Below are 25,205 nucleotides of genomic sequence, written 5' to 3'. Positions count from 1 at the left end.
CTACATCATAAAAAATAACAATCGAGGTGATTTCTTATAAAATATTAAAAAAATATATAAGAATAATCGTAAAATTTAACGTTTTTAAGGGTAAGTTTTTGAGTTTGTTGACCCAAAAACGTCTAGTTTGCTATGAATTACGCAAAAAAGGAATAATTTACAACCAAAAGTAGTTTGAAATTATGTAGGGTATTTATAGTGCTTTTGAGTTAATAAAAATGATTTATAAAGAGTTAGAAGCTGTTCTTTTTTATTGAAAAATGGCAATCTATTTCTTTTCCAATTCCTGAACTTTTTCGTACACTAAATTACTTTCATAACCTCTTCGAAGGATGTAGTCGCAAAATTTCTTACGTTTTTTTAAAAGATTGGTTTCTGTCAAATTGTTCCAGCATTTTTCTGTTAGATTTTCAAAAGTTTCGAAGTATTCTTCCGCTGAAATTTCTTTTAAAGCTAAAGTAATATTCGTCGACGAAATATGTCTTGCTTTTAATTCGTTTGTAATCCTAATTTTCCCCCATTGTTTAATGCGATGCTTTCCTCTTGCAAAACTGCAGGCAAAACGGGTTTCGTTTAGAAAATTCCCTTCAATAAGTTGTACGATAATTACATCAATTTCGTCTAAAGTCATTTTTAAGCTGTATAATTTAGTTACAACTTCGTCGTGACAACGCTCCTGATAAGCGCAAAAATGTTCTAATTTTTGTAAAGCTTCTTTGATGGTAAAAGTATCTTTCGTCGGGTTTTTCATTCTTTTTAACGTTTAAAAGTGATAATGCTCAATTAGTTATAAAATAATTCTAAAAATTGTTAATATATTCTAAAAAGAATTAATTTATAACCTTGCGTATTAGGCTAATTTAAATATTTTTGTACGCGAATTTAAATGTTTATAACTGTACTAAAAGTCAGGATTTTAAAGTTTGAATTCGAGTTGAAAAAACAAAGGCCACACTTCTTTTAGAGTAAATATTGCCCTTTTTGCTTTTAAGCGACCAAAAACAAATTTAAAACAAATACCTACTAAAATATGATGAGAAAACTACTTTACTCGTTTTTATTGTTTTTTACTTTTTTTATTAATTATGCACAATGTCCTTTCGGAAGTTCGCAATTTGGTACTACGCAGTCTATCATTTACAATCGCGAAGCTGTTTCAGGAACAAACGTTGGTACTGTAACTTTTTCAAATGTTCCAGTTGGTCGATATGTTGCAGTTAATGTAATTCAGGGACTAACATACACTATTACTGCTACATCAAGCCAGTCTTTCAGGAAGCGGATTACATTTTTTAATCAGAATGAAACCAATTCAAATGTAGGGAGTGCATTGGCTACTAGTGATAATGGAGTCGCTACTTCTACCAACTGGTTAGCTAGCTTTACAGGAACATTATATATTAGAATTAATAATAATGCTAATTGTTCAGCAACAACAGGGAATCCTTCTATCATTACTGTAACTTATACAGGGGGTAGTAACGTTGAGCTTCAAGATAGAGAAGGAAATAACTCATGGATTGCTCACGTTTATGATTTCTCGAATTCGGTAGCAGTAAATCCTCTTTCCGATGCAAATGCCTTTACTAATTCTAGTTATTTGGGGGCTTTCACACAAGCCAATACTATTACAGGAACTACAACCTCGTTTTCTCAAAATTACGGTGGAGGAAATACACCTTCTTTTCCTTTTGTTGCGGGGGGGAGTTCCCAGACATTTTACGCTGAGACTTTTGCTGTGCGCTATAAAATGCGATCGACCTTAACATCAGGTTGTTATTTCGTTAGAGTAAGGGGAGATGACGGAGTAAGACTTTTTGTTGATGGTGTTAAGGTTTTTGATGCATGGATACAACAAGGTGCTACAGATTATACAAATATATTGGTTTATTTGAATGGAAATAGCCAATTAGTTTTGGACTACTATGATAAAGATGAAGCCAATATAACGGAGTTTTCTATTAATCCAGCAGAAAGTACAATAAATTCTTTAAATGTTATAAATACTTTAGGTCCTGTTTATCGTTGTGCTAATGGGGGAAATACCGTTTTAGATGGTTCGGCTATTGCTTATCAAGGATCAAATGCTAATCCATCACTTAAGTTTCAATGGCAATCATCTCCAGATAATGTAAATTGGACAGATATTGGAAGTGCAACTGGGGAAAACTACACAGTTGCATCAACAAACCCAGCATCAACAACAATTGTTTATTACAGGAGAAATATTACAGGAACGGCAGTAAATGCGGCATCATGTGTTTACAGTACAGAATCAATTGCCGTTATAACAAGTCGTAATGTTGCTCCTGCCGTTCCGGTTCTTTCAACAGCGACTAATATATTTTGCTCACAGTTTACAGCAAATTGGGCCACTGTAAGTTCGGCTTCTGGTTATTATTTGGATGTTTCTACAAATAGTAATTTCTCACCAATGGTCTCAGGTTATAATAATTTAGATGTAGGATTAGTAAATTCTTATAATCTTACTGGATTAAACACTAATACTCTTTACTATTATAGGTTAAGAGCCTATAATAAATGTAGTAATAATACAAGTGCATCTTCTACAGTTGTTTCAACTTCAACAGTTTCACCAGTGGTGACAATTAGTGGAAATATAACAATTTGTCAAAATGCAAGTTCTCCAAATGTAACTTTTACAAATCCACAAGTTTTACCTGTTACTGTCACTTATAACATTAATGGAGGATCAAATACAACTATAAATTTAGGAGCAAGTTCAACTGCAAATACTGCAGTGCCAACAACAAATTCTGGAGTATTTGTTTATAATCTTGTAAGTGTGGCTTATCAATCTACACCAACTTGCTCAAATTTAATTTCTGGTTCAGCAACGGTAACGATAAATCCTTTACACATCATTACCGCAGGATCGAATCAAAGCGTTTGTCAGAATACTGCAATGACAAATATTACGATGACATTGGGAGGTGGTGCTACAGGAGCAACGGTTATAGGTCTTCCTGCTGGAGTAACTAATTCAGTATCTGGAAATACTTTAACAATTAGCGGAATTCCAACTGTTAGTGGTCAATTTACTTATAATGTTACTACGACTGGAAATTCTTGTACTGCGGCAACAACAACTGGTATTATAACAGTCGGAATAGGAAATAATATTATTACATATGCAAATGGGACATCTGGATCTATTTGTGTAAATGCTGCAGAAAATAATGCTACTGCAACAGATTTTATAGCTCCAGCTGGAACTTATTTTAACAATGTAAGTTTTGCAAGTTATGGAACAGCAAATGGGAATTGTTCCTCTTTTTCACTAAACTATACATGTCATGCTCCAAGCAGTCAAAGTACAGTAGAAAATGCCTTATTAGGGAATGCGGGTACGATTAAAATTCTTCCTAGCAATACTGTTTTTACAGATCCTTGCGTTGGAACAGTGAAAAGTTTAAAAGTAATTGCAAATTATTCGCAGGCAATCTGTCCAGGAACCACAGCTCCAGTAATTACAGGTAGTACACCAACAGGAAGTGGAACTTATACTTATTCTTGGGAAAGAAGTACTACAGGTTTAGCTGGAAGTTTCTCTCCAATATCTGGTACAGATTCAAAAGATTATTCTCCAGGAACCTTAAACCAAAGTACTTGGTTCAGAAGAATAGTGACCTCTAGTGGTTGTACCAATACATCCGCTGTGGTATTGGTAAAAGTAAATCCAAGACCAACTTCAGTAGTAAGTGGTACAACAACTGTTTGTAATGGTATAAGTACAGCAGTTTCCGTTGCATTAACTGGAACTGCACCTTGGAGTTTAACCTATTCGGATGGTACAGCTACGACAAACGTTACCGGAATTACGGCAAGTCCATATACATTTAATGTTAGTCCAACAACTAATACAACATATACTGTTACTGCGTTAAGTGATGCAAATAATTGTCCGTCAATTGCATCAGATAGAACAGGGAGCGCTGTAATTACACTTAACTCTAGACCTACAGCAACTGTAAGCGGATCAACAACTATTTGCAGGGGTACAAGCGCAACTGTTTCAGTTGCATTTACGGGTACAGCACCTTGGAATATATCATATACCTATGGAGCAACATCTGGTAACTTTTCAACTAGTTTAAATCCATATACTGTTGACGTTAGTCCAACCAGTACAACAACTTATTCTATTACAGCTTTAAGCGATGCAAATTGTACAGCATTAGCGGCAGGAATAACAGGAAATGCGACAATAACTGTAAACCCACTTCCAACTGCTCCAATAGTTACAAAAAACGGTGACGCAACTTGTGAAAGTTTAGGAAGAGTTACGCTTACAGGTTTACCATCAGGAAGCTGGACAATTAATCAAACTGGTTTTGCTTCACAGCCAATTACAGGTAACACAACTTCTCGAATCATTTCAGGATTAGCACCAGGAACATATTATTTTACTGTAACCAATGCTTCAAATTGCACTTCGAATCCAGTAGTTCCTATTACTATAGTAAATCAAACATCTACAACAATTTGGAATGGTTCAGCTTGGTCAAATGGAGATCCAGATAGTTCGAAAACAGTAATTATAAACTCTGCGGCAAATCAGCCATTTACAGCTAGTATCGCGACTTGTTCTCTTACTATTAATGTTCCTACAGGAGCAAGTGACCCTAATGTTATAATTCCAGATGGAGTAACTTTAACAATTACAAATTCTGTAACATCAAATGGGAAATTAATTTTTGAAAGCGGTTCAAGTTTAGTACAGACTACAAATGCAGTAAATACCGGAGATATTATTTACAAGAGAACAACTGCTGCACGTCGTTATGACTTTACATACTGGTCTATGCCGGTTACAAAATCAGGCTTCAGTATGTACGATTTATCTCCAGGGACATTAAACGATAAATTTCAATATTATGATCCAGATGCAGGATGGTCCGTTGACTTTAACGGAACAATGCCGATGGAAAACGGTAAAGGTTACAACATTAGGGCTCCACAGAGTTTTGACCTAACCACTCCTCAGAATTTTACTGCTGTATTTACAGGTGTTCCTAATAACGGAGATTACCCCGTTCCAGTTGCAAGTGGAAAATGGAATCTAATTGGAAACCCTTATCCTTCTGCTATTGATGCGGATGAATTAATGCTTGACAATTTAACTTTAGGTTCTTTATATTTCTGGGGACATGAAGCACTTCCTGTGCTGAACCCTGCAGATGGTAAATACTACTACAATGGTGATTTTACAGTTTACAACAGCTCTGGAGCTACTGTAGGCGGAAGCGGATTGCCTTTTCAAGGATATATTGCGGCTGACTCAGGGATTCATTGCAAGACCAGCGTCGGGTACAGTAATCTTTAATAATGATATTCGTTTACCAGGCGACAACAGCCAGTTTTATAAAACAGCTAAATCTGCAGGTATTGAGAAAAATCGTGTCTGGCTGAATTTTACAAATACTGACGGTGTTTTCAAACAAATTCTGGTAGGATATATCCAAGGAGCAACAAACACAATCGACGTTAATTACGATGCTGTTTCGATGGGAGCAAATACATTTGTTGATTTTTATAGTATCAACAGCAACAAAAAACTAACCATACAAGGACGTACGCTTCCATTTGAAAAAAGCGACGAAGTTCCGTTAGGATATAAATTATCAGCTAAAGGTGCTTACACCATTTCAATCGATCATGCTGACGGAATTTTTGATAATCAAGATGTTTATTTAGAAGATAAAGAAACAGGAAAAACAACAAATCTACGTCTGGAAAATTATAAATTTACAACAGCTGAAGGATCTTTCAACAGTCGTTTTGTTATTCGATATACTTCAAAAACATTAGGAACAGACGATTTCGAAAATCTTCAAAATAGTGTTATAGTGTCGGTAAAAGATGGGGTTATAAAAATTACTTCTTCAAAAGAAGCACTAAAAGAAGTGAATATTTATAATGTGGGAGCACAATTGTTATACACTAAAACCAAAGTGAATTCATCAGAATTAGTAATTTCAAATTTATATTCTAGTGATCAAGCATTATTGGTAAAAATCACTTTAGAAAACGGACATACATTTACTAAGAAAATTATCTATAGTAACTTGTAATTGTAAAACCCAAATAAATTTAAAGTCCATTCCTTAAAAAGAATGGACTTTTTTTATGCTGTAATATCCCTAAATCTAGGTATTGCGACGCTTGCTTATACTTTATAATTTTAATTAATTCTTACAAATATTAACTTTAATTGTATTGTTTTGATTAAAAACTTTTTTTGGCTATCAATTTTTACTTTTTTCTTATCTTTTAATTTGAACCTTTTTGCATGACAAGGCAAAGTAGATACTACTTTTAATACACTTGATGATGGTCAAAACGGTGACGGATTTAACGGAGCTGTTAGGACACTTCTTTTGCAGAGAGATGGTAATTTAATTGTAGGAGGCGACTATTTAAGCTTAAATGGATTTCCAGTATCTTATCTGACACGACTAAATCCTGATGGCGCAATAGATGAAAGTTTCGGCTGCTGGCACAGGTTTTAATGGTAAAATTTATGCTTCTTATTTACAAGATGATGGTAAAATAATACTTGGCGGTAGTTTTACAAGTTACAATGGAATTAGCGCAGGAAGACTCATTCGCTTAAATCCTGATGGCTCTTATGATCCTAGTTTTAATACATCCGTAGGTGCAACTACAGGAATTGTTTATGATATTGCTCCACAATCAGATGGAAAAATAATTATTGTTGGGAGTTTTACTAAATATACTAATAGTACAGTTAATCGAGTGGCACGTTTATTACCAAACGGTACACTCGATACCTCATTTTTAACAGGTTCAGGTTCTGCATTAAATGTCTCACATGTAAGAATTACTTCGAATGAAAAAATAATTTTGACAGGAAATTTTACCACATTCAATGGAACCCCAGCGAATAGAATTATCCGATTAAATGCAAACGGTAGTTTTGATCCAAGCTTTGATACTGGAAATGGCTTTGATGATGATGTAAATGCAGTTGCCTTCCAGCCTGATGGCAAAATGATTTTAGGAGGGAATTTTACCACTTATAATGGAGCTACTGCAAATAGATTAATCCGTTTAAATGATGACGGAATTAGAGACGAAAGTTTTCAAACAGGCTCAGGTTTTAACAAAGAGGGAGTTCAAATAGTAAAAATTAATGCGACTGGGGATTTAATGGTGGGAGGATCATTTACCGGTAATTATAATAACACGGAAGTTAACAGACTGATTTTTCTTAAACCTGATGGAACATTGCAACCAAATTTTGATATTGGAACAGGGCCAGGATCCGCGTCTGTTCTAAGTTTAGAATTTGATCAAGATGGGAATTGGTTCATAGGAGGTTCGTTTTCTGTTTTTAATGGACAAAATCAAGGCAGATTAGCTAAAATCAGTAATGACGGAGAACATGATAGTGCTTATTTATCTTCTGGAATTGGATTTGACAATTCAGTTTGGAGTATTCTCCCTTTACCTAACAAAAAAACAATCATTGGAGGAAATTTTAAAAAATTTAATGAAGTACCAATTTCTAAAATTGCTTGTCTTTTAGAAGATGGTTTAATAGATCCTTCTTTTAATGCTGAAAATTCTGGGGCTAATAATTTAATAAAAACGACAGCGTTACAAGCTGATGGGAAAGTAATTTTAGGAGGCAGTTTTACAAAATATAATGACGTTCAAAGTAATCGAATTGTCAGGATTTTTGCGAACGGACAAATTGATAATTCCTTTATAATCGGCGAAGGATGTAATGCTCAAGTTTATTCATTGGCTGTTCAGTCCGATCAAAAGATAGTTGTCGCCGGAAATTTTACAAAATTTAATGGATCATCTGTAAACGCTGGCAGAATTGTCAGGTTACTGCCAGATGGATCAAAAGATTCTAGTTTCAATACTGGTTCAGGGGCAGATGGAATTATTGAAACCATAGTATTGCAAACTGATGGAAAGATTTTGGTGGGAGGCCATTTTAAAACATTTAACAACCTGTCTTTTGCAGGTTTAGTGCGCTTAAATCCCGACGGAAGTATTGATTCTGATTTTAATATTCAAGATGGTTTCGATAAATTCGTATACGCAATTGCCGTACAGTCCGATCAAAAAATTATTATCGGAGGTTCATTTGCTAGCTTTCAACGGAATTTCACAAAAGAAAATACTTCGACTAAATAGTAATGGAAGTCTCGATACTTCATTTGAATCTGGAACAGGTTTTAGCAAAGGAGATGTTCGTGCGATTTTGATTCAGCCTGATCAAAGAATGTTAGTTGGAGGTACTTTTTCAGGAACCTACAAAAATACTGCGTCCCTTAGACTTATCCGATTACTGCCTTCGGGAGCTTATGACAATTCTTTTAAAGCACCTTTAAATAATATTCTCTATGCAATGAATTTTACTGCCGATTATAAATTGTTGATTGGGGGAAATTTTAATTCAGTATCGGGGATTTCAAAACATAGAATTGCCAGATTAAAACTATGTGTAGATGCTACAAGCTGGAATGGAATTTCTTGGTCAAATGGTTTTCCCTCGCCAGGAAAAGATGTGTCTTTTACAGAAAACTATCCTAATTTAACTTCTACGAATATTTGTGGTTGTTCCATCGATCAAGATAAAACAGTTGTATTGTTAGAGAAAAATACTTTAGGGATAGAATTTGCATACACAGGTTCTGGAACTTTAATTTTGGAAGATGGTGCTAGTTTGTATCAATCTGACGATGATATGATAAACACTGGAATTATCCATTTAAAACGAAAAACAAATCCCGTCATGAGATATGATTATACTTATTGGTCTTCGCCCGTTGATAATCAAATATTAGTTGATCTTTCTCCAGAAACACTTTCGGATAAATACTTGTATTATGATCCAATTACTAAATGGAATGTGAATTATTTAGGAACAATGAAAATGATTCCTGGGCAAGGTTATAATATTAGGGCACCACAAAGCTATTCGCTTACAGAGCGATCAATATTTGAAGGAACTTTTAAAGGAATTCCAAATAATGGCAAAGTTGAATTTAATTTTCAATATGGAAATGGTTATTATTTAGTTGGAAATCCATATCCCTCTGCGATCAGTGCAGATGTTTTTTTAAAGTACAATGCTCCAAAAACAAAAGGGGCTCTTTATTTTTGGACACATAATGCCCCTCCAGTTAACAATCAATATCCTAATGATGGTTTTGCAACGTATAATCTATTGGGAGGAGTTGGAACAAGAGCTTCAATAGATTCTGGAGTGAGCAATCTGGCGCCAGATGGTACTATTGCTTCAGGACAGGGATTTATCGTACGAAGCAGTGTTGCAGGTACAATCGAATTTAATAACAGTATGCGAATTGCGGGACAGAATAGTGCCTTTTTTAAACCTGTTAAAAATTCGACAGCAGATATTCAAGATGTAAAACATCGTTTTTGGCTAAATCTTAAGAATAATGACAACGGATTTAGACAGATTTTATTAGGTTATACAGAAGGAGCATCAGATTTTTTAGATTTGAGTTATGATGCAGAACTTTTAACCTCAGATGGAGCTTTGGATTTATACAGTATTGTAGAAAATAAAAAGTTAGTAATTCAAGGAAAATCTTTACCATTTATGGAAAGTGATTCAATTGTTCTAGGATATAAAGCTAATTTGAAAAGTGCTTTATCTTTAGAAATTGATCATCAGGATAAATTCTTTGATTCGGTTACTATTTTTTTAGTAGATAAAACTTTAAATAAAATTCATAATCTTAGCGAAACTCCTTACCAGTTTGATTCTGAAATAGGAACATTTAATAATCGCTTTTCAATAATTTATACTGATAATACTCTGGGTATTAATGGAAATAAAAGAGAATTTGAAGAAGTTTTAGTATCCTTAAAAAATCGCATAATTAATGTAGATTCTTCAATTGATAATCTTAAAGAAGTCTTGATATATGATGCTTCTGGAAAGCAATTATATAAGAAAGATAAAATAGAAACCAATAAAATCTCTATTCAAAATTTAGTTTCTTCTCATCAAGTTTTATTGGTCAAAGTAATTTTTGACAATGGTAATTCAATATCCAAAAAAGTCATTTTTTAGACTTTAAAGCAGTCATTTATATAAAGCCTTTTGCATAATTAATACAAAAGGCTTTTTTATTTGTATTTATTTGTCATAAATATATGGTATTTAGTTAATTAAGTTATTTAAGCTCAAATATTAACAGTTTTTTCTTATTTTTTTACTAAATCGCTTATCAAGTGTTAAAATTATGTGTTTAATACTACAAGATGAATTTCAATGTAAATAAAATCGTACCTTGTTCGGATTATTTTTCGACTAAAAGCAATAATAGCCGACTAAATACATTTTTTTACAAGCCTTATATCGGTAATCTTTTTCTTTAAAAATATATTTTAAATACTATATCTGCCAAACTGAATAGAACAATTATTGTCTTAATCTTAATCTTACTATCATGAGACTAAAATTACCTTTGTTTTTCATTTTTATCAGTATCTATTCATGGTCTCAGACCACAAATACATTTACATCGAATGGTTCATTTGTTGTTGCTTGCAGGTCTTACGTCTGTAACTGCAGAATGTTGGGGAGCCGGTGGAGCCGGCGGAGGAAATGACACAAGTAGTTCAGCTGGAGGCGGAGGAGGAGGAGGATATAGTAAAGCTCTAATTACTATAAGTCCAAATACTACAATAAATTATTCAGTTGGTGTAGGAGGTTTAGGGTCAACTGCAAGCGGTCCTAGCGGATCAGTAACTACTTTTTCTACTGTATCTGCAAATGGCGGCGGTGGTGGTACAAGTGGTACTGGAGGTGCTTGCAGGTGTGGGAGGAGCGGCTGGTACAGGTACAACATTTTCTGGAGGTAAAGGATCTAATGGGAGTCTTGTTCTTGGATTGTTATATTCAGGAGGCGCAGGAAGTAGTGCGGGTACTGCCTCAAATGGTAATAATGCATCTGGTGGTGCTGGAGGAGTCTGCTGTTACAGGGGGAGGAGCTGGAGGTTCTGGAGCAACTCTAGCTGGGGCTGGAGCCAACGGTGGTATACCAGGTGGCGGAGGCGGAGGCGGTTTGGTTTTGCTTGGTTTGGGTAACAATAAAGGAGGAAATGGAGGAAACGGACAAATAAAATTAACCTATACATGTCCTACTTATAATATTAGTGCAACAGCGACTGGCAATGCTTGCGTGACAGATGGTAATTCTTCAGTAGTACTAACATCAAGTCTTGCTCTATTGCCTGTTGGTAATTATACAGTAACCTATGATCGTAGTAGTCCAGTCGCTACAAGTTTAACAGCTCCAATGACAGTTGCTACAGCAGGAACAGGAAATTTTACAGCATTAGGTTTTACAACAGCAGGCACAAGTACTATAACAATAAGAAGTATTGCATCAGGTACTTGTAGTTCTACAATTAGTACAAATTTAGCAAGTACAGCAAGTATTACGGTTTTTGGTATAAGTGTGGGAGGATCCGCTGGAGGTGGGACTACGATTTGTAGTGGCTCTGTAAGTGGTACTTTAACATTGTCAGGACAAACTGGGACAGTTGTAAAATGGCAATCATCTGTAAATCCATTTTCTACTTGGACAGACATTACGAATTCGGCGACCACAACGTATGTTTCAGGAGCATTAACTCAAACAACTCGATTTAGAGCTGTAGTGAAGAATGGAACTTGTAGCACTGCAGATTCTAATTTTACTACTGTAACTGTAAATCCCAATCCAACCATTTCAACAACTGGAACTTTGACAGCAGTTTGTCAAAATACATTAGCACAGCCCACTTCTCTGGCATATACTGCTACGACAAATTCCCCTATAAGTTATTCTATTGATTGGCAGACTTTGACAGATCAGGGAACAACCGCTTTTGCATTTGGGTCAGGAGCAGGGAGTATAAATAATATAAATGTTCCTGCAAATACGCCTTCGGGAAATTACTTGGGTGTTTTAACTATTTTAAATGGTAATGGCTGTTTTAGTAATCAAAATATTTCTTTAACAGTTAATGCACTTCCAACAATAACAACTACAGGAACTGTAACAGCAGTATGTCAAAGCACATCAGTGCGGCCAACTTCTCTGGCGTATACTGCTACAACAAATTCACCAATAAATTATTCTATAGATTGGCAAACTTTAACTGATCAGGGAACGACTGCTTTTGCATTTGGGTCAGGAACTGGAAGTATTAATAATATAAGTGTCCCTGCAAATACAACTCCCGGAACATACAACGGTGTGATGACAATTTCAACAGCAAATGGATGTTCGCGAACTCAGGCAATTTCTTTGGTCGTAAATACCAGTCCGACAATAAATACAACAGGAGTGTTTACTTCAGTTTGTCAAAGTACCTCGGCCCAGATAACGACTTTAAATTATAATTCTACAACAGGATCTCCCGTTAATTATGCTATAGACTGGGTTGCTTTAACAGATCAAGGGGCAACACCATTTCCTTTTAGTTCTGGCTCAGGAAGTGTTATTAATGTGAATGTTCCTGCAAATACTACAGCAGGAACGTACAATGGTGTTATGACAATTTCAACAGCAAATGGGTGTCCTGTAAATCAAGCAGTTTCTTTAACCGTGAATGCTGTTTCAACTGCGCCAACAGCTTCTGTGACTCAACAGCCAACCTGCCAAAATAATACCGGTATCATAACTGTAACGGCACCAGCATCTGGAACAGGTTATACGTATAGTATAAATGGTACTGATTTTAGTAATACTTCAGGAGTTTTTACGGATCTTACTTCAGGAGCTTATAACGTAACAACAAAAAACACTACATCTGGTTGTGAATCTCCAGCAACACCGCTTAATGTAAATGCAGTTGTTACAAAAATGTGGAATGGTGGTGTTAGTGCAAGTTGGGGAGAAGCATCAAATTGGACTCCAGCAGGAGTACCTCTTGCGTCTGATTGTGTTGAGATACCTGATGTAGCAACTAACCCAATTATTTCGGGAACTAATGGAGCTTTCTTTGCGAATAGAATTACTATAGATAATGAGGGTTCTCTGATAGTTGAGGGAACAAATACAATTACGGTGACTAATGAAGTAAAAGTTTTTGGTAACGGTATTTTTACCTTTGAAAATAATGCCAGCTTAGTTCAGGTTTCAAATGCTGTTAATACAGGAAATATTACTTATAAAAGAAACACGAAACCAGTTAGACGTTATGATTTTACACATTGGTCGTCACCAGTTACCAGAGTTCCAGCCTTTACGCTTTACAATTTTTCGCCAGGAACATTATCGGATAAATTTCAGAAATACGATCCAGTAGCAAAATGGACGATTGTTTTTAATGGAACAGAGGAAATGATTAAGGGAAAAGGTTATAGTATACGTTCGCCTCAATCTTATGACTTAACTTCGCCTCAGGTATTTAATGGTGAATTTGTTGGAGTACCTAATAATGGAGACGTTTTAGGACCAGAGGCTGTAGCAGAGAGATATACTTTTTTTGGAAATCCGTATCCTTCTGCAATTTATGCGGATCAATTTATTTACGACAATTCAACTAATATTTACGGGACATTATATTTTTGGACACATAATACACTGCCAAGTCAAAGTGTACCAGGTGATCATCGTTACTTTTACAGCGACAATGATTATGCAACCTATAATTTATCAGGTAGTATTGTAATTGGAAATATGACAGGAACAGGTGCGCCTAATCCTGGAAATCAAGATCCGCCTTCAGGATATATTGCGACCGGGCAAGGTTTTTTTGCTAAAGCAAGAACAACTCAAAGAGCACTCTTTACAAATTCTATGAGAGTACCTGGACGTAATAGTCAGTTTTATAAGTCGGCACAAACCGACGCCATAGAAAAACATCGAGTGTGGTTAAATCTTACAAACACACAAGGAGCATTTAAGCAGTTATTGATTGCATATGTAACTGGCGCTACAAATTTATGGGATAATAATTACGATGCATTAAGTATGGATGCATATCCTTACATTGATTTTTTTAGCATTAATCAAAATAAAAAATTGGTAATCCAAGGGCGTGAAGTGCCTTTTGTTGCATCAGACACGATTCCTTTAGGGTACAGATCTGCTTTAGAAGGCGAATTTACAATTGCTATAGATCATACCGATGGTAATTTGGATAATCAGGCTGTTTATCTGCAAGACAATGTAACTAAAAAGCTCCATAACCTTAAATCTGGAGGTTATACTTTTACAACCACAACAGGTCTTTTTCCTAATCGTTTCGTCTTTGCGTTATACGGATCCTTCTGCGACTTTAGGAAATGAGGATTTTACGGGTCTTGACCGATATGTTTTTGTTTCGGTTAAAGATAAAAATATAAAACTGCAGTCGACCTCAGATGAAGAAAAACTGCAAGAAACAGCTGTTTATGATGTTGGTGGAAAACTGCTGTATCATAAAACAGGAATTGATGATAAAGAATGGCTTATTACAAATCTGCATTCTGGACCTCAGGTTCTTTTGGTAAAAATCACATTAGATAACGGAAAGACTATCACAAGAAAAATAGTCTATAACTAAAATAAAAAAAGCGGTTGAGTTATTTCTCAACCGCTTTTTTTATAATTAAGCCGAACGCCTCAAATTTTCGTTGGTATTTGTAATCGCCTTTTCATTTTTATAATCAATCCATTTTTGGCCTTTAAATTTTCGCATCATGATATCAAAATGGCGCATGATAAAAACATTATATGCGGCCTTAGATAAATTCATTATGTTTTTTGGAAAAGCACGAAGACTCATTGAAAACCCTGGAGTTAAATATTTCATATAATGCCAATAACCTTCTGGCATATACAACATTTCACCGTGTTTTAGATTAGTAATATATCCTTCTGCATTTTTAAGAGCAGGAAATTTTTCATAATCAGGATTGTCAAAATCAATGTCTTCTCTCGAAATCAAAGCATGAGGTACTTTATACATATATTTTGATTGGTCTGGCGCAAAAATCATGCACTGCTTTTCTCCATGAAAATGAAAATGCAGAATATTCGAATAATCAATATCATAATGCATAAATACCCTTGCATTTTCTCCCCCAAAAAATAACATAGGTAATTGTTTAACCAATCTTAAACCAATATCTGGCCACAAAAAGTCATTTCTTAACGTCGGTACATCTTTCATTAAATTATAAAGAAAAATGCGGTAATTGGTAGGTTTTGATTCCAAAAGGTTAATATAATCACTCATTTTCATTTTCAGATGAGCTTGATTAAATCCTTCTTCATGGTTTACAGGGCGATCATCGTACAAAGGAACGGTGATATTACCTGCGATATCATTAATATAGGATAATTTCCATTTTTGATAAGCCGGCCAGTCCTCGGTCAGTTCTTCAACAACAACTGGAATTTGTTTTTTTACATATTGGGAAATAAAATCTTCTCTAGAGATTTTTTTGACCCTTTCTATTTGCTTTAACTTCATTTTTATAAATAAAAAAATTGCTTATACTCTGTGCATAAGCAATTTAAAAATATTTATCGAAATTTATTAACTCTTTTAACTAAATTTTTGATTTGATCGATGCTTCAATGTTTCTTTCAATTGTGTGTCCTGGTCTTGTCCATTTAGGTTTTTCTCCTAATGAATTAAATTCAGAATCCGAAGCTTCAACTGTTTTGGGCTGTGAAACTTTTATAAACGGTTTTTGCGGAATCAATCCTAACATTTCAAACATTTTCATGTCTTCATTAACATCAGGGTTTGGAGTTGTAAGTAGTTTATCTCCTGCAAATATGGAGTTTGCTCCTGCAAAAAAGCACATTGCCTGACCTTCGCGCGACATATTGGCCCTTCCTGCAGACAAGCGAACTTGCGTTTCGGGCATTACAATTCTCGTAGTGGCTACCATACGGATCATTTCCCAAATCTCAACTGGTTTTTCTTCTTCCATCGGAGTTCCTTCAACTGCCACCAATGCATTAATCGGAACAGATTCCGGCTGTGGATTTAAGGTCGAAAGTGCCACAAGCATTCCCGCTCTGTCTTCAATACTTTCTCCCATTCCGATAATGCCACCAGCCGCAAACCGTAACGTTTGTTTTACGAACATTTTCTATTGTTTGTAAACGATCTTCAAAACCGCGAGTTGAAATGACATCTTTATAATATTCTTCAGAAGTATCTAAATTATGATTGTAGGCATATAAACCAGCTTCAGCCAAACGTTGTGCTTGGTTTTCGGTAAGCATTCCTAAAGTACAGCAAACCTCCATATCCAGTTTATTGATCGTACGGACCATTTCTAAAACTTGATCAAATTCTTCTCCGTCTTTTACATTTCTCCAAGTCGCGCCCATACATACGCGGGAAGAACCATTAGATTTTGCTCTCAACGCTTGTGCTTTAACCTGACTTACAGTCATTAAATCATTTCCTTCAACTCCAGTATTGTATCTTGCGACTTGGGGACAATAACCGCAATCTTCTGGACATCCGCCAGTTTTTATAGAAATTAAAGTAGAAACCTGAACTACGTTTGGGTCGTGTTCTTGTCTGTGAATTGTTCTTGCTTCATAAAGCAAGTCCATCAAAGGTTTAGTATAGATGGCAATTATTTGGTCTTTTGTCCAGTTGTGTTTTGTAATGCTCATGGATAAATTGTTTTTTGGAGCATTAAAAGTAAGTAAATTATGATAACAGATTATCTGACTTGTTAAAAATGAGGATTTTCAATTTTTTTCTAAAAAGAAACACTCTAAAATCACAGAATTAAGAATTTCTATGATTTTAGAGTGCTAAAATGTTTGTTTTTATTCTGATAAATTAATCAGTTGCATATTTATTATTCCAATACAGCATCATCATTAAAGTAACGATTACAGATGAAGCAATTCCTTCAAACAATAAACAAATGCAATACGTTGGTACTGATGGATTTCCTCCAAACATAAATGTTTCAGATAAAGTTCTTACATAAGCGTCTCCGCCTCGCGCATAACTGTAAACCAATAAACCGAATACACTCATAGATACGCCGACTACAGAAGTAGCCATTGCAGAAACGGCATTAGATACAAAATTGGTTTCTCCCTCATGAAGGTTCATCTGCATTGTCCTATTAACACCGTAAAAGATGAAGAATACGTTGAGTGTTCTTAAGTAAAACAAATCGGCTAAACCTAAAACATTCATCAATAAAAAATAAATGCCAATTCCGAGAAAAATCAAAAAACCGTTGGTAATTTCTTTAGGTAATTTCATAGTGGTTATTTTTAAAGAAGTTAATAGTAAATATTTGAAAAACAGTCTTCTATCAAATTTACTAAAAAAATAACTACGATGATTTAAAAACAGGAAAAACTATAATATGCCCATTTTTTAAAGAAGATTTATAAAAGCCAAAGCCTCGTTTTGATCTTGCTTCAGCTGTGCTTTTAAAGCATCAACAGAACCAAATTTTTGCTCTTCGCGAATGTAACGCGGCAACGAAACCTCAATATTTTGATCGTAAATGTCTTTGTTGAAATCAAAAAGATGCACTTCGATAGTTTGCTTTTCGCCATTCACAGTCGGATTAAAGCCGATATTCATCATGCCATAAACAATTTCATCGTTTACAACAGCTTTTACAACATAAACGCCAATTTTTGGGATCAGCTTATAATCTTCTTCAATGTGAATATTTGCAGTAGGAAAACCAATAGTTCTTCCCAATTGTCTGCCTTTTACAACTGTACCGCTCAAAAAGTAATTGTAACCTAAATATTCGTTTGCCAAAGCCATATTGCCTTCGTTTAAAGCTTTTCTGATTTTGGTTGAACTTACAGAAACGTCCTGAATTTCTTCAGCTGAAATTTGTTCTACTTCAAAGCCGTATGCTTGCACCAAAAGCAATCAAATCATCAATATTTGCAGTTCTATTGCGGCCGAAACGATGATCATGCCCGATAATTATTTTCTGAATCTGAAATTTATCTACCAAAATAGTGTGAACAAATTCTTCTGCAGTCAGTCTGGAAAAGCTTTCATCAAAAGGATGAACGATAAGATTTTCAATACCGCTTGCTTCCAGAAGTTTTATTTTTTCGCTGATGGTATTCAGCAGTTTTATTTCAGATTTTTCTTGAAGAACCATTCGCGGATGCGGAAAAAAGGTAAGTACTAAACTTTCGTATTTTCCGTTTTCAGTATTTTGTGTAATTCGTTCCAGAATTTTTTTGTGACCAATATGCACGCCGTCAAAGGTCCCAAGAGTTAAAATTGTTTTCTTGGTTGACTGAAAATCGGTTATAGAATGAAAGAGCTTCAAAACAAATTATTTAAGATGCTTGCAAATTTATACTTTTATGTTTTAAATATAATACTAGCTAAATCGAATTTTAACTGTCAAAGATTTCTTTTTGTGAAAATAAGCCGACTCGTCGATTAAAAAACATTAATTGTCTTATATATTGTACAATTTAAATTAATTGAAGTAATTTTGATATTATATCTTCATAGTATGAAAAAACAATTACTTTATATATTTTTTATTTTTTGCTTCTCGAACATTAATGCTCAGAATGATGGTTTGTGGCAAAAGGTAAGTTCCTCTTCATCGCTTTCGCGAAAAGCAAATATTTCAGAATCTGGAAAGTTGTATTATAAATTAAATGCAAATCTACTAAGTTCTAAACTTGCCTCAACAACAAGCAAATTAGCATCAAGCAATAAAACTGAAATAACAATTCCGAATACAGAAGGAGTTTTGGAACGTTTTTCGGTTTGGGAATCTTCTAATTTTGATCCAGAATTGCAAGCCAAATATCCAGAAATTAGAGCGTATGAAGGAAGAGGAATAGATGACAAAAATGCTAAAATACATTTTAGTGTGGCTCCAATTGGAATGCAGACAATGGTTTTTCGTCTTCGCAAAACCTACTGAATATATAGAGCAAAATCCTGATGATAAATCGGAATATGTTTTGTTTAAATCTACAGACAATGCAGACTCTAAAATGAGTTTAGAGTGCAGAACTGCTAATTCGATTTCTGAAAATAAAACTGCAACTACTGCAAAAACGGCCTCAAATGCCAAGCAGTTTAAAACACTTCGTCTGGCATTATCTTGTACGGGAGAATATACTGCTTTTTTTGGAGGCACAAAACAAGGAGCATTGGCTGGAATGAATGCTACACTGACTCGTGTAAATGGAGTTTTTGATCGAGATCTTTCTGTAAAATTAGTTTTGGTCGCGAATAATGATGCTGTTATTTATACAGATGCATCTACGGATCCTTATTCAATAGCTTCTGTAGGAGCGACTACCAATAATCCAACTTGGGGGCGACAGGTTCAAACTACCTTGACCAATGTTATTGGCGATGGAAATTATGATATCGGACATTTGTTTGGAGCTTCAGGCGGCACGGTCTTGCTAACTGTATTGGTTGTGTTTGTGTCAGCCCAACGTCTAGTGTTCCTCTTGCAAAAGGAAGTGCTTTTACCTCTCCAGCAGATCAAAGACCGCAAGGTGATACTTTCGATATAGATTTTGTTGCCCATGAAATGGGACATCAACTCGGAGGATCTCATACGTTTTCATATTCACTCGAAGGATTAGGTACAAGCTATGAGCCTGGAAGTGGTTCAACAATTATGGCTTATGCGGGTGTAACGCAAGGCTATAATGTTCAAAATAATTCTGATGATTATTTCTCTTATGCGAGCATCAATCAAATACAAAATAATTTAGCTGGGAAAACTTGTCCAGTAACTACCGCCATAACAAATAATCCTCCAGCAATAAGTGCGGGAGAAGATTATACAATTCCAATAAGTACAGCATTTGTTTTAAAAGGAACAGGATCAGATGCTGAAGGGAATTCGATAACGTACACTTGGGAACAATATGATAATGCTACTACCACTTCAGGTGCAAATAGTGTTGCGTATGTCGCAAAACCAAATGGCCCAATGTTTAGATCTTTTTTGCCTACAGCTTCGCCAGTTCGTTATATGCCGGCTTTCAGTTCGGTGTTAAATAATCAATTAACAACAACTTGGGAATCTGTTTCTTCTATAGCAAAAACAATGAATTTTACTTTAACAGGAAGAGATAATGCTCCAGTTGGAACAGCGCAAACTATTACAGATGCGATGGTTGTGACAGTAAGTGTCAGCTGCGGGACCGTTTGCTGTAACTTCGCAAAATACTGGAGATGTTGCTTGGGAAAAAGGATCAGCACAAACGATTACTTGGAGTGTTAATAATACAAACACACTTCCAGGATCTTCAAATGTGAATATAAAATTATCTATCGATGGAGGTTTGACATTTCCAACGACGCTTGCGACAAATACTCTAAATGATGGTTCAGAAACTGTATTGATTCCTTCTAACATTGAAGCGTCTACGAATTGCAGACTTTTGATAGAACCTGTAAACAATATTTATTATGCTTTAAATACCACTCCTTTTGCGATTGGATATTCTGTTGCAACGGATTGTTCTACTTATAATTTTGATGGAGGATATTCAACTGGTAATGGGTCAGTCTTTATAAACAAAACAATTTCGGTGCCATCTGCAGTAGGAACTATTTCAGATGTTAATGTTTCTGTGAATGTTACACACGCAAGATTTTCGGATCTCGAAATGCAGATTGTAAGTCCGAGTGGAAAAGTAGTGACATTATTTAATAAAAGTCTGCGGTACTACAAATTCGACTTTGGCTCTTCAATTTGATGACAGCGGAAGTGCTTTAAATTGCGGTACAACTACTAGCCAAATTGTAATTCCAGCCAGTTTATTAAGTGCTTTTAATGGAGAAAATCCGCAGGGAAATTGGACTTTTGGAGTTCGTGATTCTACAGTTGGAGCACTTGGTACAATAAATTCAGCTTCGGTAAATATCTGTAATAGAGTATATACACTTGGGGATTCAGATTTTGAAAATATTGACTTTGCATTATTTCCAAATCCAAACAAAGGAAATTTTACCATTCAATTTAGCAGAGATTCACTTAAAGAAGTTAAAGTGTATGTTCATGATATTTTAGGTAAATACGTTTACAGTAATACGTTTCAAGGATCAGGCTACTTTATTCAAGATATTCAATTGCCAAATGTGCCAAATGGCGTTTATTTAGTTACGGTTACCGATGGAGAAAAAAAGAACAGTAAAGAAAATTTTGGTGAATTAAATCTGTTTAAATGCCAAATATTTTAAAATCCAAATTCCAATACTAATTAGAATTTGGATTTTTTTTATTGAAATTTACTTTAAGAATTCGCCATCGCCATACAGACAATGCTGATTTTTGCTCCCGGAATTTTTAGTAATGCTCTGGAACAAGCCTCGAGTGTGGCGCCGGTTGTAAGAACGTCATCAACGATCAGGAAATGTTTATCGTGATCTGCTTCATTGAATTCTACATCAAAAATGTTCTCGATATTTTCAGATCTTCCTAATAGATTTTTTTTGGATTGTGTTTTAGAATACACTTTTCGGAACAAAATTTTTTCATTAAAAGGAATTTCAAAACCAGAAGCAATTGCTTTTCCAAAAGTCGTAACTTGATTATAGCCGCGTTCTTTAAATTTCTTTTTATGAAGCGGCACCGGAATTACGAAATCAAAAGGAATTTCTAATTGAATCTCTTTTAAATCTTCGGCGTACCAGTTTCCTAAAACAGTTCCAATTTCTTCGTGACCCTTATATTTTAGATTATGAATTAATTCCTGGACAATTCCCTTTTTATTAAAGTATAAAAATGCCGAGGCAAATTGAACATCAACTTTTCCATAAAACTTTTTTACAGCTTGATTTTTTGGATCTAAATGATATTGAGTAAGAGGCAAATCGTGGCGGCAGGAAGTGCAGAAAACAATTTCATTCTGCAATAAAATGGCGCAGCATCCGTCACAGACTTTCGGGAAAAACAGATTTATTAGGTAATTAATCACAAAAAGAGAGATTTTATTTACAAAAATAACAAAATCAATACTTCAAACTTTATTATTTTTCTTTTTTTTAAAGGTACTTTTTATATTTTTGCATCATTATGGCAAAACAAGAAGATATATTTAAGAATGTGGTTTCGCACGCAAAAGAGTACGGATTTATTTTTCCGTCAAGCGAAGTTTACGACGGACTGAGTGCTGTTTATGATTATGCACAGAATGGTGTCGAATTAAAAAAGAATATCCGTGAATATTGGTGGAAATCAATGGTTCAGATGAATGAGAATATTGTCGGCCTTGATGCTTGCGATATTAATGCATCCAACAACTTGGAAAGCTTCTGGACACGTTGATGCATTCAATGATCCATTAATTGATAATAAAGATTCTAAAAAAAGATATAGAGCAGACGTTTTGGTTGAAGATTATGCTGAAAAGATCAATCAAAAAGCTCAAAAGGAAATCGAAAAAGCAAGAGCCCGTTTTGGTGATGCTTTTAATGAGGAAGAATTTGTTACAACAAATGCCCGCGTTATAGAATATCTTTCAAAATATAAAGAAATTTTATCAAGGCTGGCAAAAGGAATGAGCGAAGATCTTCAGGATGTAAAAGCATTAATCGAAGAACTTGAAATCGCTGATCCTGAAACTGGTTCTAAAAACTGGACAGACGTTAAACAGTTCAATTTAATGTTCGGAACAAAACTTGGAGCTTCTGCAGATTCTGCAATGGATTTATATTTACGTCCAGAAACGGCTCAAGGTATATTTGTAAACTTTTTAAATGTTCAGAAATCGGGTCGTATGAAAGTTCCTTTTGGAATTGCTCAAACAGGTAAAGCTTTCAGAAATGAAATTGTTGCAAGACAATTTATTTTCCGTATGCGTGAGTTCGAACAAATGGAAATGCAGTTTTTTGTACGTCCAGGCGAAGAAATGAAATGGTACCATCACTGGAAAGAAACGCGTTTAAAATGGCACTTATCTTTAGGTTTAGGGCAGGAAAACTACCGTTTTCATGATCACGAAAAATTAGCGCATTATGCAAATGCAGTTGCAGATATCGAATTTAATTTCCCATTCGGATTTAAAGAATTGGAAGGAATTCACTCTCGTACTGATTTCGATTTAAAAGCACACGAAGAATATTCAGGAAGAAAATTACAATATTTCGATGCTGAATTAAACCAAAATTACGTTCCTTATGTAGTAGAAACGTCTGTTGGTTTAGATCGTATGTTCTTGGCTGTTTTTGCTACTTCATTAAAAGAAGAAACATTAGAAGACGGTTCAACAAGAACAGTTTTAAAATTACCAGCAGTTTTAGCGCCAACCAAAGCGACAGTATTACCATTGGTTAAAAAAGATGGTTTACCAGAAATTTCAAGAAAAATCATCGAAGATTTGAAATGGGATTTCAATGTGGCATATGATGAAAAAGATGCGGTAGGACGTCGTTACAGAAGACAAGATGCTTTAGGAACGCCATTCTGTATTACAGTAGATCATCAAACACTTGAAGACGAAACAGTAACAATTCGTCATAGAGATACAATGAAACAAGATCGTGTAAAAATTACGGAACTAAGAGCTATTATCGAAAATGAAGTTTCGATGAAAAACTGGTTAATGAAAATGTAATCTTTACAGCTTATACTATAGATCCCAAATTCCGTAAAGGAGTTTGGGATTTTTGATTTTTAAAAACAGGTATTTTATCGATGTTTTTTGCATTTCATCATTTTGTATCAACATTTTAATGTAATGTGTTAACAATGAAATATTTAAAAATCTAAAATCCGTATTTTTAAATGCGGATAAATGCCAAACTAAATTTTTTCGCATTCGGTCAAATTGAGTCATTTTTTTGATTATGATTGTAAAGTGAGAAAAAGCAACAAAACCAAAAATTGAAGAAGTATTCGTATATTATAATTGATGATGATGCTGAAAGTATTTTGAAGACCAAAACAACCGGCGCAGGTTTTTCAGAATTATCTTTTACGGCATCGGCATCAAATTTTCAAGATGGTTTAAATTTAGTTTTAGAGCACAAGCCGGTCTTAATTTTTCTCGAAATAGAGCCCAAAGATTTATCGAGTCAGTTGTCTCTGACTTTTATCAGCGAATTGCACCGCTTTTTTCAGGAGATTCCAAAAATAATTATTACTACAAATAAAAAAGATAAAGCTTTTGACGCAATTCAATATAACGTCTTTGATTATCTTTTAAAACCAATTGCACATATTGATCTTCTAAAAACCGTTTTAAAGCTTAAAAAAGCTAATTTAGAGTCTAAAACGATACCATTTAAAGAAGAACCAACTTCTATCGTGATTGATAATGTAAATAATGTGACAATTCCTCAAAATGTCGAAAAACCATTAACAATCTGTATAAAATCATACGGTGATTATCGCTATTTAAATGCGGCTGATATTTGTTATTTTCAAGCTGATAATAATTCGACCGATATTTATTTAAATACGGGTGAAATGATCACAGCATTTAAAACGTTAAAGCATTTTGAGAGTGTTTTGACCTATCCTTTTATTCGGATTCACAATAGTTATGTAATTAATCGAAATTATATTTCTAGAATTCACAGCGGAAACTCAATCTGTTACATAAAAAACTCATCCAAAAAGATTCCATTTTCTAAAACCTATAAAGCAAATGTCGATTTGATAATTGCCGATTTTGTTGCAGGAAATTACTTAGAAATCTAAAAACCAGATGTTTACCTCAATTTGCTATCCATTGACTATCAATTGGGTATGATCTACCATAAACTCAATTTTTTGTATAAATTTTTTCCGATCTCCGTATTAGTTTTACACCATGAAACGCAGCAAACAGCGAATCATTCTCCAAAAAATTAAACAAACATTAAAAACCTCAGGTCATGAAAAAAACAGCTTTGACATTCGGATTATTATCTTTAGTAATGGTTGCAACTTCTTTTGCAAATCCTACAACTCCAAGTATCTCTAACGAAAATTCTGGTATTGTTCCTCCATATGGATCTGATGCAGGTGGCGGCAGAAAACAAGATTTTCATGCGAGCAACAACTGGATTTGAAATGAATAATAATCAATCTAATTTTTCTAATGTTAATCAATCTTTAGGAGATAATAAAAAATTGGATTAAATAGTACAAAGAAATAAAACATAAAAAAAAGCTGTCAAATATTTGACAGCTTTTTTTTATGTCCTTAGTTTTAGTATTTTTGGTAAAATTCGCAACT

The 25,205-nt window shown here is 34.5% G+C and carries 19 protein-coding genes and 3 pseudogenes; 16 read left to right on the top strand and 6 right to left on the bottom strand.

All coding sequences use genetic code 11. The features are described 5' to 3' along the window. Nucleotides 1–268: 268 nt before the first annotated feature. Nucleotides 269–751, bottom strand: a complete 483-nt coding sequence (locus ACZZ95_RS04205) for a regulatory protein RecX (protein ID WP_463468128.1) — start codon at nt 749–751, stop codon at nt 269–271. Between the two features lie 279 nt (nt 752–1,030). Between ACZZ95_RS04205 and ACZZ95_RS04200 the strand changes: the two genes are divergently transcribed. The 8 genes from ACZZ95_RS04200 (at nt 1,031) to ACZZ95_RS04165 (ending at nt 14,580) form a co-directional block, all read left to right on the top strand. Continuing rightward, on the top strand, nt 1,031–5,347 hold the full coding sequence (locus ACZZ95_RS04200; RefSeq protein ID WP_463468127.1) for a hypothetical protein: 4,317 nt from the start codon (nt 1,031–1,033) through the stop codon (nt 5,345–5,347). After that, nucleotides 5,292–6,095 (top strand): T9SS sorting signal type C domain-containing protein, encoded by an 804-nt coding sequence (locus ACZZ95_RS04195; RefSeq protein ID WP_463468126.1) that lies wholly within the window; start codon nt 5,292–5,294, stop codon nt 6,093–6,095. The genes ACZZ95_RS04200 and ACZZ95_RS04195 overlap by 56 nt, the downstream gene beginning before the upstream one ends. A 306-nt stretch (nt 6,096–6,401) precedes the next feature. After that, the gene (locus tag ACZZ95_RS04190; protein WP_463468125.1) at nt 6,402–6,533 is read left to right on the top strand and encodes a delta-60 repeat domain-containing protein; all 132 of its coding nucleotides are present in this window, start codon (nt 6,402–6,404) and stop codon (nt 6,531–6,533) included. Continuing rightward, nucleotides 6,502–8,196, top strand: a complete 1,695-nt coding sequence (locus ACZZ95_RS04185) for a hypothetical protein (protein WP_463468124.1) — start codon at nt 6,502–6,504, stop codon at nt 8,194–8,196. The genes ACZZ95_RS04190 and ACZZ95_RS04185 overlap by 32 nt, the downstream gene beginning before the upstream one ends. Then, nucleotides 8,078–10,108 carry a T9SS sorting signal type C domain-containing protein gene (locus tag ACZZ95_RS04180; protein WP_463468123.1) on the top strand — a complete coding sequence of 677 codons (2,031 nt, stop codon included), beginning with the start codon at nt 8,078–8,080 and terminating at the stop codon, nt 10,106–10,108. The genes ACZZ95_RS04185 and ACZZ95_RS04180 overlap by 119 nt, the downstream gene beginning before the upstream one ends. A 473-nt stretch (nt 10,109–10,581) precedes the next feature. Continuing rightward, on the top strand, nt 10,582–10,902 hold the full coding sequence (locus ACZZ95_RS04175) for a glycine-rich domain-containing protein (RefSeq protein ID WP_463468122.1): 321 nt from the start codon (nt 10,582–10,584) through the stop codon (nt 10,900–10,902). Between the two features lie 8 nt (nt 10,903–10,910). Further along, on the top strand, nt 10,911–14,324 hold the full coding sequence (locus ACZZ95_RS04170; RefSeq protein ID WP_463468121.1) for a beta strand repeat-containing protein: 3,414 nt from the start codon (nt 10,911–10,913) through the stop codon (nt 14,322–14,324). Continuing rightward, the gene (locus tag ACZZ95_RS04165; RefSeq protein WP_463468120.1) at nt 14,287–14,580 is read left to right on the top strand and encodes a T9SS sorting signal type C domain-containing protein; all 294 of its coding nucleotides are present in this window, start codon (nt 14,287–14,289) and stop codon (nt 14,578–14,580) included. The genes ACZZ95_RS04170 and ACZZ95_RS04165 overlap by 38 nt, the downstream gene beginning before the upstream one ends. A 45-nt stretch (nt 14,581–14,625) precedes the next feature. Here ACZZ95_RS04165 and ACZZ95_RS04160 read toward each other — a convergent pair whose 3' ends face one another. From ACZZ95_RS04160 to ACZZ95_RS04145, 4 genes and pseudogenes are all read right to left on the bottom strand, one after another. Further along, the gene (locus tag ACZZ95_RS04160; RefSeq protein ID WP_463468119.1) at nt 14,626–15,492 is read right to left on the bottom strand and encodes a cupin-like domain-containing protein; all 867 of its coding nucleotides are present in this window, start codon (nt 15,490–15,492) and stop codon (nt 14,626–14,628) included. A gap of 79 nt (nt 15,493–15,571) precedes the next feature. Next, nucleotides 15,572–16,661, bottom strand: a pseudogene (gene bioB / locus ACZZ95_RS04155) (biotin synthase BioB). Nucleotides 16,662–16,833: 172 nt separating this feature from the next. Further along, complete coding sequence (locus ACZZ95_RS04150; protein ID WP_463468118.1) at nt 16,834–17,271, bottom strand: hypothetical protein; 438 nt, start codon at nt 17,269–17,271, stop codon at nt 16,834–16,836. A gap of 117 nt (nt 17,272–17,388) precedes the next feature. Then, nucleotides 17,389–18,319: pseudogene (locus ACZZ95_RS04145) on the bottom strand (bifunctional riboflavin kinase/FAD synthetase). A gap of 192 nt (nt 18,320–18,511) precedes the next feature. Here ACZZ95_RS04145 and ACZZ95_RS04140 point away from each other — a divergent pair. The 5 genes from ACZZ95_RS04140 to ACZZ95_RS04120 are packed head-to-tail and all read left to right on the top strand — an operon-like array spanning nt 18,512 to nt 21,222. Further along, the gene (locus ACZZ95_RS04140) at nt 18,512–18,934 is read left to right on the top strand and encodes a hypothetical protein (RefSeq protein ID WP_463468117.1); all 423 of its coding nucleotides are present in this window, start codon (nt 18,512–18,514) and stop codon (nt 18,932–18,934) included. Next, nucleotides 18,879–19,541 (top strand): reprolysin-like metallopeptidase, encoded by a 663-nt coding sequence (locus ACZZ95_RS04135; protein WP_463468116.1) that lies wholly within the window; start codon nt 18,879–18,881, stop codon nt 19,539–19,541. Before ACZZ95_RS04140 ends, ACZZ95_RS04135 begins: the two co-directional genes overlap by 56 nt. Then, nucleotides 19,436–20,260 (top strand): reprolysin-like metallopeptidase, encoded by an 825-nt coding sequence (locus ACZZ95_RS04130; protein ID WP_463471621.1) that lies wholly within the window; start codon nt 19,436–19,438, stop codon nt 20,258–20,260. Before ACZZ95_RS04135 ends, ACZZ95_RS04130 begins: the two co-directional genes overlap by 106 nt. Next, a complete protein-coding gene (locus ACZZ95_RS04125; protein ID WP_463468115.1) occupies nt 20,166–20,738 on the top strand; it encodes a proprotein convertase P-domain-containing protein in 573 nt (190 codons plus the stop codon). Before ACZZ95_RS04130 ends, ACZZ95_RS04125 begins: the two co-directional genes overlap by 95 nt. Next, nucleotides 20,722–21,222 (top strand): T9SS type A sorting domain-containing protein, encoded by a 501-nt coding sequence (locus ACZZ95_RS04120; protein WP_463468114.1) that lies wholly within the window; start codon nt 20,722–20,724, stop codon nt 21,220–21,222. Before ACZZ95_RS04125 ends, ACZZ95_RS04120 begins: the two co-directional genes overlap by 17 nt. Before the next feature lie 53 nt (nt 21,223–21,275). Here ACZZ95_RS04120 and ACZZ95_RS04115 read toward each other — a convergent pair whose 3' ends face one another. After that, a complete protein-coding gene (locus tag ACZZ95_RS04115; RefSeq protein WP_463468113.1) occupies nt 21,276–21,959 on the bottom strand; it encodes a ComF family protein in 684 nt (227 codons plus the stop codon). Nucleotides 21,960–22,057: 98 nt separating this feature from the next. Here ACZZ95_RS04115 and ACZZ95_RS04110 point away from each other — a divergent pair. The 3 genes and pseudogenes from ACZZ95_RS04110 (at nt 22,058) to ACZZ95_RS04100 (ending at nt 25,038) form a co-directional block, all read left to right on the top strand. Continuing rightward, a pseudogene (locus ACZZ95_RS04110) lies at nt 22,058–23,597 on the top strand (glycine--tRNA ligase). A gap of 269 nt (nt 23,598–23,866) precedes the next feature. Further along, on the top strand, nt 23,867–24,685 hold the full coding sequence (locus ACZZ95_RS04105) for a LytR/AlgR family response regulator transcription factor (protein ID WP_463468112.1): 819 nt from the start codon (nt 23,867–23,869) through the stop codon (nt 24,683–24,685). Between the two features lie 176 nt (nt 24,686–24,861). Further along, nucleotides 24,862–25,038 carry a hypothetical protein gene (locus tag ACZZ95_RS04100; protein WP_463468111.1) on the top strand — a complete coding sequence of 59 codons (177 nt, stop codon included), beginning with the start codon at nt 24,862–24,864 and terminating at the stop codon, nt 25,036–25,038. Nucleotides 25,039–25,205 lie beyond the last annotated feature (167 nt).

The sequence above is a fragment of the Flavobacterium sp. AC267 genome (genome assembly GCF_979258715.1).
This window is presented reverse-complemented; position numbering and strand designations above follow the sequence as displayed.